This is a genomic window from Lacrimispora struthionigena, assembly GCF_048627165.1.
Taxonomy (GTDB): Bacteria; Bacillota; Clostridia; order Lachnospirales; family Lachnospiraceae; genus Lacrimispora.
The window spans coordinates 1,480,101-1,492,096 of the sequence record NZ_JBMBWP010000001.1; the positions used below are offsets into that span (position 1 = coordinate 1,480,101).

The 11,996-nt window shown below is 42.4% G+C and carries 13 protein-coding genes; 8 read left to right on the forward strand and 5 right to left on the reverse strand.

Annotated features, from left to right (window positions below; translation table 11 throughout):
- Positions 1 to 75: 75 nt before the first annotated feature.
- The 3 genes from ACOAOT_RS06645 to ACOAOT_RS06655 are packed head-to-tail and all read right to left on the reverse strand — an operon-like array spanning position 76 to position 1,732.
- The gene (locus tag ACOAOT_RS06645) at positions 76 to 648 is read right to left on the reverse strand and encodes a chromate transporter (RefSeq protein ID WP_420216274.1); all 573 of its coding nucleotides are present in this window, start codon (positions 646 to 648) and stop codon (positions 76 to 78) included.
- A 2-nt stretch (positions 649 to 650) separates the two neighbouring features.
- Positions 651 to 1,211, reverse strand: a complete 561-nt coding sequence (locus ACOAOT_RS06650; protein ID WP_420216275.1) for a chromate transporter — start codon at positions 1,209 to 1,211, stop codon at positions 651 to 653.
- Entirely contained in the window at positions 1,208 to 1,732 is a 525-nt protein-coding gene (locus ACOAOT_RS06655; RefSeq protein ID WP_420216276.1) for a hypothetical protein, read from the reverse strand. The genes ACOAOT_RS06650 and ACOAOT_RS06655 overlap by 4 nt, the downstream gene beginning before the upstream one ends.
- A 120-nt stretch (positions 1,733 to 1,852) precedes the next feature.
- Here ACOAOT_RS06655 and ACOAOT_RS06660 point away from each other — a divergent pair, with 120 nt between their 5' ends.
- From ACOAOT_RS06660 to ACOAOT_RS06675, 4 genes are all read left to right on the forward strand, one after another.
- Positions 1,853 to 2,764, forward strand: a complete 912-nt coding sequence (locus ACOAOT_RS06660) for a LysR family transcriptional regulator (RefSeq protein WP_420216277.1) — start codon at positions 1,853 to 1,855, stop codon at positions 2,762 to 2,764.
- Between the two features lie 214 nt (positions 2,765 to 2,978).
- Entirely contained in the window at positions 2,979 to 3,929 is a 951-nt protein-coding gene (locus ACOAOT_RS06665; protein WP_420216278.1) for a dihydrodipicolinate synthase family protein, read from the forward strand.
- A 49-nt stretch (positions 3,930 to 3,978) separates the two neighbouring features.
- Positions 3,979 to 5,289 carry an Nramp family divalent metal transporter gene (locus ACOAOT_RS06670; protein ID WP_420216279.1) on the forward strand — a complete coding sequence of 437 codons (1,311 nt, stop codon included), beginning with the start codon at positions 3,979 to 3,981 and terminating at the stop codon, positions 5,287 to 5,289.
- A 147-nt stretch (positions 5,290 to 5,436) separates the two neighbouring features.
- On the forward strand, positions 5,437 to 6,435 hold the full coding sequence (locus ACOAOT_RS06675; protein WP_420216280.1) for a LacI family DNA-binding transcriptional regulator: 999 nt from the start codon (positions 5,437 to 5,439) through the stop codon (positions 6,433 to 6,435).
- A 26-nt stretch (positions 6,436 to 6,461) separates the two neighbouring features.
- Here the strand turns inward: ACOAOT_RS06675 and ACOAOT_RS06680 are convergent, their stop codons facing one another.
- Together ACOAOT_RS06680 and ACOAOT_RS06685 are read right to left on the reverse strand one after the other, a co-directional pair.
- Positions 6,462 to 7,223, reverse strand: coding sequence for a prolipoprotein diacylglyceryl transferase (locus ACOAOT_RS06680; protein ID WP_420216281.1), 762 nt, complete (start codon positions 7,221 to 7,223; stop codon positions 6,462 to 6,464).
- Positions 7,224 to 7,316: 93 nt separating this feature from the next.
- The gene (locus ACOAOT_RS06685) at positions 7,317 to 8,312 is read right to left on the reverse strand and encodes an SPL family radical SAM protein (protein ID WP_420216282.1); all 996 of its coding nucleotides are present in this window, start codon (positions 8,310 to 8,312) and stop codon (positions 7,317 to 7,319) included.
- A 236-nt stretch (positions 8,313 to 8,548) separates the two neighbouring features.
- On the opposite strand from ACOAOT_RS06685, the gene ulaG reads away from it, so the two are divergent.
- The 4 genes from ulaG to ACOAOT_RS06705 are packed head-to-tail and all read left to right on the forward strand — an operon-like array spanning position 8,549 to position 11,948.
- The gene (gene ulaG / locus ACOAOT_RS06690; protein WP_420216283.1) at positions 8,549 to 9,652 is read left to right on the forward strand and encodes an L-ascorbate 6-phosphate lactonase; all 1,104 of its coding nucleotides are present in this window, start codon (positions 8,549 to 8,551) and stop codon (positions 9,650 to 9,652) included.
- 20 nt (positions 9,653 to 9,672) lie between these two features.
- Positions 9,673 to 10,134, forward strand: a complete 462-nt coding sequence (locus ACOAOT_RS06695) for a PTS sugar transporter subunit IIA (protein WP_420216284.1) — start codon at positions 9,673 to 9,675, stop codon at positions 10,132 to 10,134.
- 15 nt (positions 10,135 to 10,149) lie between these two features.
- Positions 10,150 to 11,628, forward strand: coding sequence for a PTS ascorbate transporter subunit IIC (gene ulaA / locus ACOAOT_RS06700; protein ID WP_420216285.1), 1,479 nt, complete (start codon positions 10,150 to 10,152; stop codon positions 11,626 to 11,628).
- A gap of 17 nt (positions 11,629 to 11,645) precedes the next feature.
- Complete coding sequence (locus ACOAOT_RS06705; RefSeq protein ID WP_207657089.1) at positions 11,646 to 11,948, forward strand: PTS sugar transporter subunit IIB; 303 nt, start codon at positions 11,646 to 11,648, stop codon at positions 11,946 to 11,948.
- Positions 11,949 to 11,996: the final 48 nt, after the last annotated feature.

Below are 11,996 nucleotides of genomic sequence, written 5' to 3' on the forward strand. Positions count from 1 at the left end.
TTAATAATAAGGGAAATAAGATAATTTAAACGGTAATACTCATGATTCAATCGGCTGTGACACAGATGAACAACTTTATATACCAGGCATGAGCAACTGAGCTGCTACTTCGGCAACACCGCAAAGAACCATAACGAAAATAGGGTCTTTCTTTTTCTTTTGGAGCAGAAATACGGCAGCAGCAAAATAGAGCACTGGACGAAGTTTTACCTGACCAGGTAAAAAAGAGAGGGAGCCAGAGGGAAAGACAGCAGGAAGTAAAATATCAATTCCCGCCACTGCGATCATAGATACGACGGCAGGACGCAGGCTTTCTAATATATCCTGCAGAATGCTTAAATTTTTATATCGGTTATATGCCCAGGATAAGAAGGTGACAAACAGGCAGGAAGGAAGAACACATCCCAATGTGGCAAAAAAAGCGCCGGGTATTCCGGCAATCTGATTTCCTACAAAGGTTGCAGAATTTATGGCAATTGGTCCAGGTGTCATTTGTGAGATGGTAATTAAATCGGTAAAATCGTTTATGGTGAGCCAGTGATAAGTAGTGATAATCTGTTGTTTAATTAACGGCATGGCGGCATAACCACCACCGAAGCTGAACGCTCCGATCTGAAAAAATGCCCAGAATAATTTTAAATAGATCATAATTATGCCTCGTTTCTAAGTTTTCTAATGATAGTCTTACCTATGCCGGTCAGTGCTGCAGCCAGGATGATAAAAATTACATTTACGTGATAAAAGTAAGCGGCAATAAAGGAAGCTGCCATCAAAATAATTAAAAGGGGATCTTTTCCCTTTACCACGTCACCTCCCATGTCATAAACAACGGAAAGAATCACAGCACCAACTCCTGCTTTCATACCGTTTAGCATCGCCTGAATGATAAAATTTTCTTTAAAGGCGGTGTAAAAAAATGAGATGACAGTAAGAATAATAAAGGGTGGAATCACAGCACCTAATACAGCGCAAATAACGCCGGGTAATCTGGCGAGTTTATATCCCACAACGATAGCTCCGTTAACAGCGATGGCTCCTGGTGAGGACTGGGCGATGGCTACCAGGTCAAGCATTTCCTGTTGATCAATCCAGTGAAGCTCATCTACAAATTTTTTCTTCAGTAAAGTGACAATTACATAGCCGCCCCCAAAGGTAAAGGAACTTAAATAAAGTGTTGATAAGAATATATTGCTTAGTATTTTTTTGTTCATCTGTGTAAGTCTCCTGTTTCTGATGCAAATTCATTTTCTCTGTCTAAATATCTGCAAAAAATAAAGAGTCCCATTAGAATAAAAGGAGAAAACACCGGATCTGCCTCCACATTCCAGCCACCACCTTTTATATTGTGTACAAGCCTGGCAGTCACCCAGCTTTCCTCATCCATGATCCAGTATTCCTCGCTGCTTTTCATAAATAAATTATAACCTTTATGATCCATGATGAACTTGATCTGGTTGAGTGGCTGGCCATTCAGCAAAGACAGATTTTCCGGGAATACAGGACTTCCGGATAATATGGTCTGATTGAGAGAATCAGAAAGGATATAAATTTGTTCCTGGCTGTGTTCACCGCCCTCACAGGTTTTTATATCTGCATATAATTTAATTCTGCCGTCAGGGGAAAGTATGGTCTTCCTTGTAGGATAATAGGGCATTTTTAAGCAGGCAAGCTTTGTGGATGGTCTTTCATTATCAAGGATATAAAGTTTTCCTGCTTTTATTAAGTATTTCATAGAAGTTTCCTTTCAGGTTGTTTATTCCTTTACAAGTATAGCACTTGATGGTTTATAATTAAAATAGTATAATTTTATGAAAAACATATGATATTAGCTATAATAACAGGAGGTATCCCAATGTCCATACGCCATCTGCGCATATTTCTTACTGTGTGTGAATGCAATAACAGTATAACCAGAGCAGCGAAAAAACTATATATGACCCAGCCATCGGTTTCTGTAGCCATACAGGAGCTTGAAAAATACTATGGGATTGTGCTATTTGACCGCATATCCAGAAGGCTTTATCTGACTGAGGCAGGCAGACAGTTTCTGGAATATGCCCAGCGTATATTTGCCCTCCTTGATGATATGGAGAAAGGGATCAGAAACTGGGATACCATCGGGGTGCTGCGAGTCGGAGCAAGTATCACCATTGGTTCCCAGTTCATGCCAAGCTATGTGGAAAAATTTTCAGCAATGTATCCGGAAGCGGAAGTGCAGGTGTTTATCGGAACTTCCCATCAGCTGGAGCAGAAGCTTCTAAGTAATGAACTGGATTTTGCGCTGGTGGAGCGGCCGGTTCATGAAAGCTCCCTGCTTGCAGAGCCTTATATGGAAGATTCCCTTGCAGTCATCGCTCCGGGCCGTCACCCCTATTACCAGGGACAGGTGCTGAAAACGGAAGAGTTAAGCGGACAAAAATTTCTCCTGCGTGAACATGGGAGCGGGACCAGAGAATTGTTTGAAGAGGTGATGGAAAAATCAGGTATTACGGTAAAGCCAGTTTGGGAAGGGATGAGTACAACCGCACTGGTTAATGCAGTCATTCATGGACTTGGAATTGCCGTTGTGCCAAAGCGCATGGTTTCCGGCCCATTGGAGAAAAAACTGGTTTACCAGCTGGAAATAGAGGGAGCGGAATTTAAACGGTACTTCTATATCGTCCATCACAAAGACAAGCTTTTAACCAGGACCATTCATGAATTCATTGATCTTTGCAGGTGTTACGAACTGGACTTCCCCATGCCAAAGTACAACGGATTATAAAAAACACCAATTTATGCAACTATTTGCAGGAATATTTGGTTATATTTACAACGACATTTTTGAGTGATATAATCTGATTCACAATATACAAACGTTTGTATCCAAATAAAATTGTATATTATATCTAACCCGGGCTGAAAACCTCTCATATGTATAGCGCAATACATATGAAATCAGATTCATTACATTCTTTCATGAAAAAGGAGATAAAAAAATGTCTAAAGTAAAAAACTGGAAAACCATATTCCCTGCAATCTGCGTTCCTATGAATGATGACTATAGCATTAATGAAGCTGAACTGAGAAAATATGTCAGCTGGCTTGCCGGCTTTGATGAGATCGAAGGTTTAGTCTGTAACGGGCATACTGGAGAGGTAACGGGATTAAGCAGAAAAGAACGAAAAAGAGTGGTTGAAATTGTAGCAGATGAGGTTGGCGACAGACTGACAATCATTTCAGGAATCAACTGCGAAAATACGGTTGAGTCCATTGAGATGGCAAAAGAAGTAAAGGAAGCAGGCGCTGATGGTATTTTGCTTATGCCTCCTCACATGTGGCTTCGTTTTGGAATGCATCCGGATGCACCATTTAACTATATTAAAGACGTGGCAGACGGCGCAGATATTGATATTATTATCCATTTATATCCGGCAATCAGCAAGGCATTTTATCCAGTTGATACTCTGGTTAAGATGTGCAAAGAAATCGATCATGTAAAAGCAATTAAGATGGGAACCCGTGTGACTCCATTATATGAAAATGATGTGCGGATTCTGCGCAGGGAAGCTCCCCACGTTTCTCTCATTACCTGCCATGATGAAAGCCTGATGTCTTCTCTAACATTCCCTGGTATGGATGGTGCATTAATCGGTTTTGCTGCATGTATTCCGGAACTGATCACAGAAGCATTTAAAGCTTATAAAGCAGGCGATTTTAAAAAGATCCATGAATACGATGATAAAATTTTCCCGATCTCCAGAGCAATTTACGGCGGAGGACAGCCGTCAGGAGAAGCACATGCCCGTATGAAAGAGGCTCTTTATCAGAGAGGAATCTTTTCTTCAGCTCTGATGCGCCGGCCGGTGCTACCATTAACCGATGAGGAGAAGGCACAGGTATCAGAAGGCTTAAAGGGAAGCGGCTATACATCTAAAATCACTCTTTAAGCAATTCAAACGTCAGGAATATTAAGTTTCTTATGGTGGAGGTCAGTTAATGGAAAATAATATAAGTACAGCTACTGTATCACTAGATGCACCCTTTGACAACTCAGCGATAAAAACCCTGCCGTTTCTGGAGTTAGTGAAGAGAATCGGTCCGGGACTTGTACTTACCGGAATTGTTATTGGTCCGGGAGCCATCACAACTGCAGCCATGCTGGGAGCCAGATATGGTTATGCAATGCTTTGGCTGTTCATTCCCATTTTGTTTATGGGGGTTACATTTTTACTTACTACTTATCGGATTGCGCTGCTTACAGGTAAACCGATTATCCATGCCATTCGTCATTATTATGGAGGGAAAGCTGCAGCCTTTGTGGGAGTTGCTTCATTCTTATCCTGTATGTTTTTCACAATGGGGAATATATCCGGGTCAGGATCAGGTATGAATCTGATTTTTGGTATGGACTGGAAATTAGGAGCAATCATTATGATTGCAATCACTGTATTCTGCTACTTGACAAAAGGTGTATATTCCAAGGTGGAAAAAGGAATTACAATCTGTATTATTGGTATGATATTCGCTTATTATGCCACGCTGGTGAGGGCTGGGGGGCCTTCCTTTGGAGAGTTTGGAAGTGGTCTTACACATTGGACATTTCCAGCTGGAAGTCTTGCGACTGCCCTGGGGTTTATCAGCACCAATGCATCTGTTACCACAGGTGTTTACGGCACTTACCTTGGAAAAGAAAAGAAGTGGGAGAAAGAAGATTTGTTTAACGGTGCAATGCTGGTTGATTCTATCACCCATATTGTAGGAGTGATCTTAATCAGTGGAGCAGTCATGCTTGTAGGCGCAATCGTTCTTCACCCGGCAGGAATTGTAATTAAAAATCCTGCCGAATTAGGAGAAATGATGGTGCCGCTGCTGGGGAAAGCAGCCTATGTAGTTATGGGAATTGCACTTTTAGCAGCTGCTTTTTCTTCCCTTCTTGGTAATACTCACCGCACGGTTGTTTTGCTGAATGCCGGTTTTGACAAGCCTACCAATCTGGATCATAAAAGTATAAAAATTGGTTCTATGATTGTTCTTGCAATTGCCGCTGTAATTTGTTTTTCCTATAATGGGTCGCCCACTCAGCTGATTCTTTTTGCCAACATAATGACAGCCGTTGCAACTCCGGTATCTGGCCTCTTTGTATGTATGCTGATTTGGAACAAGGACGTAAATAAAGGTGTGAAGCAGCCTAAAATATTAAGAATCTGCATGGTAATCAGCTACATATTCTGTCTGGTACTGACTATTTCAGCTCTTAAAACGGCCCTGCCCAAATTTGCTGAGTCCATAATGAAAATATTCTCCTGATTAACAGTTTAAATGAAAGTCTTCAGAGGGCTGTCCGGCCGCTGAAGACTTTTATTGTATCAGATATCTCATCTTGTTGACAGGAAAAATTTGTGTGGTATAAAAGATTTAAAGGGATTTGTTGTATTGCGAAAGGAGACTGGTAAAATGGCAACATTAAAAGATGTGGCAAGATTGGCCAATGTAGATGTAAGCACTGTTTCAAGAGCCCTTAATCATACCTCTTATGTCCATCCTGAGACAAAGAAAAAAATATATGCCGCAGTGGAGCAGCTTAGCTATAAGCCAAATCTTCTGGCCAAGGGGCTGAGACAGGGAAAGCGGCACACCATTGGTGTTGTTATACCGGAAATCAATTTTTCCATCTTTGGGGAAATGGTACAGGGGATAGAAATCCAGGCAAGAAAGATGGGTTACAGTATCATCATATGCAATACAAAAGACAGGCAGGATGCAGAAGAGGAGTGTTTAAGCAGACTCCGGAACGGACTGGTGGATGGAATCTTGATAGCGGCAACCGGGCAGAACGGGCGGCTGCTAAGGGACATTAAAAGCAGTGGTATTTCGGTGATGCAGATCGTAAGAAATCAGGACAGCATATTAAGCAGTGTTGTAGCCGATTATTATGCCTGCGGCTATCAGGGTGTTAAATACCTTTATGGGAAGGGCTGCCGTCATATTGGCTTTATTAACGGTTCAATGGAAATTATCCCATACAAAGAACGGTATAAGGGTTACCGGAAAGCAATCCGGGAACTGTCATCAACAGAATATGTGGCCGATTCTCCATTTCCCCCAAAAGATTATTTTAAAAACGGATATAACGGAATTCTGGAGCTTATGGAGAAAGACACAGCACTGGACGGCCTTATGGTAGCCGTGGATATGCAGGGGCTGGGGGCAATCAGAGCTTTAAAGGAGCGGGGGATAAAGGTTCCGGAGGAAGTGAAGATCATCAGCCTGACGGGACATTCCATCGGAGGGATGCTGGAAACCGCAATGACTTCCATGGAGGTTCCGGCAAAAGAGATGGGAGAAGAGGTTACCAGGATGATTATTTCCGACATCGAAGGCGGGCCGGATAAAAAAAACAGCCCGTTTCACAAAGTATTTGAAGCTTCTCTTATTGAGAGAGAAACAACTTAGACCTTGAAGCGGGCTGATGATCACGTTTATGACAGCTGGTTCTTATATCTGCCTGATTTCCACAAAAGGATAAAACCTGCAAGAGCTACAAACAGGGAAATAAACTGGGAAGTTGATAAGCTTCCAACAGAACCCCTGATTAAATCACCCCGGTAAAATTCAATGACGAATCTCCCCAGGCTGTAAAAAATCAGATAGAAAGCGCTGACTCTTCCGGCAGGGGGATTTTTCCGTGCCAGTGCCAGCAGTACAAAACAGTTGGCAAAATCAAAAACACTGGATACAATCTGAGTTGGCAGCAGCGGAATTCCGTTGGGTGCAAACTGAGAGCTCTGAAAGGTAATGGAAAAAGGTCCGGGGGTCTGACGCCCATAACAGCATCCGGCAAGAAGACATCCGATTCTTCCAAACCCCTGTGCCAGGGCAATTGACGGGACTACAAGATCCAGATAACGGATTGGGCTTATTTTTTTAATACGGCAGTAAACAAATCCGGCACCAATTCCACCGATGATTCCTCCATATACCACAAATCCGGTAGAGATATCAAGTAAAAGCCTGGGATTACTTCTGATCTCATCAAATATTGTAACGTAGTAAAGAAGCTTGGCACAGATAAGGCCGCCTCCTGCTCCCAGTATAAGCAGATAGAATAAGTGATCCGGTTCCAGCCCAGCTTTTTTGGCGCGATATTCTGCTGTTAAGTAGGCTGCGGCAATTCCGATGCCGATCATCAGACCGTATCCGTGAATCGTAAAGCCCCCGATGGAGAATAAATCGTTATACATGGTTATCTTCCTTCTTTAATCTTTAGAATAAAAACGAAGTTATTATATCATATCTTTTAAAACATTGCAAAGAAAGCCGAATGTCTCCACGTATCACACAATATATAAAATAGTCATTTCCTTTAATTTTTCATTCATCTGCTGCCTTAAAAACAGCTCACCATCTTCTCTTAAATCAGTTTTGTAACAATATTTTCCCCTGCCTCTTCCAGTCATTAAGTCTTTGTCATAAAGTTTTCCTGCGTCAGGAAATGCCTCACTGTTAATGGCATTGTGAACAAAGCTGTAAGTCATGAAAATTATTTCAACCAGAGCAGTCCGCTTTACCTTTTCACTTAACTGCATGGAAAGAATTGTAATCAGTTCGGAATAAAGCTGTTTCCAGTCGTCTGTTAAAATGACAGGTGCAATGAGGATTCCAACCCGGTAACCGGCATCGCACATTTTGTTTAATGCGGTTATTCTTGCATTTAATCCGGAAGTACCAGGTTCGAACCTGGTTATGATGGACTGGGGATTTACGCTCATACGCATGATAATGCGTCCACCGTGGTTTAAATTAAGAAGAGGGTCCACCTGATTAAATTTAGTTGGAAAGGTTAAAAAGCCTTTGTCTGTTTTTCCAAACTGTTCAATGGTCCATGATAAATTGCCGGTAATTGTATTTTCCAGAACCAGATCACTGTTGCTGCCAATCTCATAAGTGTTGTCTTTTACGGATTTAGCCTGATGATTAATTATTTTATTCAGCATCTGTTCCCGGTTCACAAACAGGCGCAGATAGGAACATTTGTTATAGTTGCAGACAAGATAGCAGTAGTGGCACATGGCAGTACAGCCGGATGAAGTATAAGGAACCAGATAATCTGAAACTTTATGGTTTGGAACGTAATTATGGGTTTTCCTGACTCCAATTACCAGCAGCCGTTTTAATTCAGGGAAATCCTTGTTGGGCCGGGTGCGCAGTTCATCTATTTTATTATGGCTTTCAATGGGGATCCAAGGTATATCTTTGTATTTCTCTTTTAATAATCCGCCTAACTCATAGTTTAGAGAATCTGGTTCAAAATAAATTTTATCTGGAAACATGTTGGTTAACCTCCTGTTTCCATTTATTATGTGGAGAAAAAATCCGGATATCCCATGTAAAAATGCACAAAAAAACGACCAAAATCTGTATGATATTACAAAAATTCAATAAAGATCATATAAAAGATAAACGAACATATATGCCTATTGAAATTCAAATTTAATCATGTTAATATGGCATTACAGAAACAAAACGAACATATAAAACACCCATTAAGATCAAAGGAGAAGGTAGTATGAGCAAGGTGAGTGAAACGACCAGAGAATCATGGATCATGAGCACGTTTCCAGAGTGGGGGACCTGGCTGAATGAAGAGATTGAAAGCGAGGAAGTAAAACCCGGCACTGTGGCGATGTGGTGGTTAGGCTGTACGGGAATCTGGTTTAAAACGCCAGGCGGCTGTAATTTAACCATCGACTTATGGTGTGGAAATGGAAAACGTACCCATGGAAACGGAATGATGGCAGAAGGTCATCAGATGGCTAATATGTGCGGTGCCAGGAAGATGCAGCCCAATTTAAGAGCAGTACCTTTTGTCATTGATCCGTTTGCCATCAAAAAGGTGGATGGAGTTTTAGCAACTCATTATCACCAGGATCACATGAGTGCGGAGTATGCAGCTCACGTCATTCAAAGCGGGATGACAACCACTGACGAGAATGGAAATGAGATTCCGGTTCCATTTATCGGTCCTTTAAAATCGGTGGAGACCTGGATCAAATGGGGAGTTCCGAAAGAGCGGTGTAAGGTAGTGCGTCCGGGAGATACCATAAAGATCAAGGATGTGGAAATCGTAGTGCTTGATTCCTTTGACAGAACCTGTCTTGTAACAACGGATTCCACCGGAGCGGACAGAGAAGAACTGACCGGAATCTGCCCAACCGATATGGACGATAAGGCGGTCAATTACTTAATAAAAACGCCAGGCGGCAATATCTATCACAGCGGTGATTCCCATTATTCCATCTATTTTGCAAAGCATGGAAAGGATCATAAGGTTGATGTGGCGTTCGGCTCCTATGGAGAAAATCCGGTAGGTATGGCCGATAAGATGACCTCCTGTGATGTACTTCGCATGGCGGAAGCATTAAACTGTGATGTGGTGATTCCCATTCACTATGATGTGTGGAGCAACTTTATGGCTGATGTCAACGAAATCCGGGTGCTTTATGAGATGAAAAAGGACCGTCTGGATTACCGGTTCCATCCGTTCTTCTGGGAGGTGGGCGGAAAATATGTCTATCCAACAGACAGAGAGAAAAAAGCCTATCATCACCCCAGGGGATTTGAGGATTGCTTTGAAGCTCCTCAGAACATACCATTTCGGTCCTGTTTGTAAACAATTGGGGAGGGTTAGCCATGCTGTTAAAAGAGTTTGTGGAACTGGGGCATTACAAATTCGCTGAGGAAGCGGCAAGCTGGGAGGATGCGGTCCGGATGAGCTGTGAGACCTTAGAGGCGGATGGAACCGTTGAGGCAGATTATAAGGAAGAAATTATTGAATGCATCAGGAAATATGGACCTTATATTATTATCATGCCAAACGTAGCCATGCCGCATTCCCAGGAAGGTGCAAAAGGGGTGCACAAAACTGCAATCGGATTTATGAAGCTGAATAAGCCGGTCAGTTTTGAACCGGGGGACGAGGAAAAGAATGCAAGGCTTTTCTTTACCCTTGCTTCCTGTAATCCGGAGCAGCATTTGTTAAATATGACAAGGCTGTCGGAACTGTTAATGAATGAAGGGGCGGTGGAAGCACTGTTAAGTGCCAATTCACCAGAGGATTTAATCAAAATCCAGAGCGATTATCTGGATTCATAATGGGGAGGGTTTCTTATGGATATTTTATTAAAGATCTGGTCGTATTTTGCAGTCAATGTATTACAGCAGCCGGCTTTTATGATTGGTCTGATCGTAATGATCGGTTATATACTGCTTGGAAAACCCTGGTATGATGTTCTTGCAGGAGTAATTAAGGCAATCGTAGGTTATCTGATTCTGACTGTGGGTTCCGGGGGCTTAGTCAATAATTTCCGTCCTGTGCTTGTGGGTCTGAAAGACCGTTTCAATATGAACGCAATGGTAATTGACCCTTACTTTGGGCAGAATGCGGTAACAGCAGGAGTGGAAGAAGTGTTTGGCAAGGCATTCGGCAATGCCATGATTCTGCTATTAATCGCGTTCATTGTAAATATTCTTCTGGTTCGTTTCAGTAAGGTCACCAAGTTAAGAGCCCTGTTTACCACAGGCCATGTACAGGTACAGCAGGCGGCTACCGCTTACTGGCTGATCCTCTTTGCCTGCCCGTTTTTATTAAACAATAATGTTGCCCTCCTGGTAGTAATGGCACTGATTCTCGGAGCTTACTGGGCAGTGGGTTCAAACTTAACCATCAAGCCCTGTCAGGAACTGACCGATGGCGCAGGCTTCTGTCTGGCACATCAGCAGATGTTCGGCATTGCATTTAATACCTGGCTGGCAGAAAAGCTGTTTGGCAAAAAGAAAAACGGGAAAGAAATTAAGAAGATTGACGAGATCGAGCTTCCCGGATTCATGTCCATATTCAATGAAAACATGGTATGTACCTCCATACTGATGATCGTTTTCTTCGGAGCAATTCTGTGTATTTTAGGAAGGGATTATCTGGTGGAACAAAAGTTCATGAAAGAGGGCGCCAGCATGGTCTTCTATGTCATTCAGACCTGCCTTTATTTCTCTGTTTACTTAGCAATCCTCCAGCTGGGAGTTAGAACCTTCGTCACTGAGCTGACCGCTTCCTTCCAGGGAATTGCAGATAAGCTCCTTCCTGGTTCCCTTCCCGGAGTTGACTGTGCTGTTGTATTCGGATTTGGTTCTGCCAATGCGGTACCTCTTGGTTTCCTTGCAGGCTTTGCCGGTCAGATTCTGGCAATCATCGCACTGATTGTTTTAAAGAGCCCGGTTCTTGTAATCTGCGGTTTCGTTCCTGTTTTTTTTGACAATGCAACCATTGCCGTATTTGCCAACGAGAAAGGCGGAATTAAAGCAGCTCTTTTATTACCATTCTTCTCCGGTATCTGTCAGGTATTCGGTTCAGCAATTATCGCAGGCTGGGTTGGAATGGCAGCTTATGGCGGATACTTAGGTATGTGGGACTGGGCTGTTGTATGGCCGGTTATGACAGCAGTCATGAAGTTCTTAAGCTATGCCGGTGTACTGATTGTAGTGGCTGTTTTACTGGCAATTCCCCAGATTCAGTACCGGAAGGATAAAAAAGGTTATTTCCTTATTACAGAAAATTACGAAGCCTATAAAGAATTAAAAGGAATCAAATAATAGTCAGGAGAAGGAAAATGTCAAAAGAAAATATGAGTTTTATGGTTTGCTGTGCCAATGGGGCCGGCTCCAGTCTGATGATGAAAATGACCATGCAGAAGGTACTTGATAAGGCGGGTATAAAGCCCACCAAAGTTCATCACTGCGCCTTATCGGAAGGAAAAACGGCAGCCGCTCAGTACGATGTTGTCTTTTGCGCACAGAATTTTGTCAGCATGTTTAAAGGGGCACAGGAAAAAGGGACTCTGGTGATTGGTCTTAGAAATATCATGTCTCCCCAGGAGATGGAACAAAAAATGAAGGAAAATGGAATTCTTTAATTTCAATCAAAACGAACATAAAACAAGTGACACAGGCTTCTGAACAGG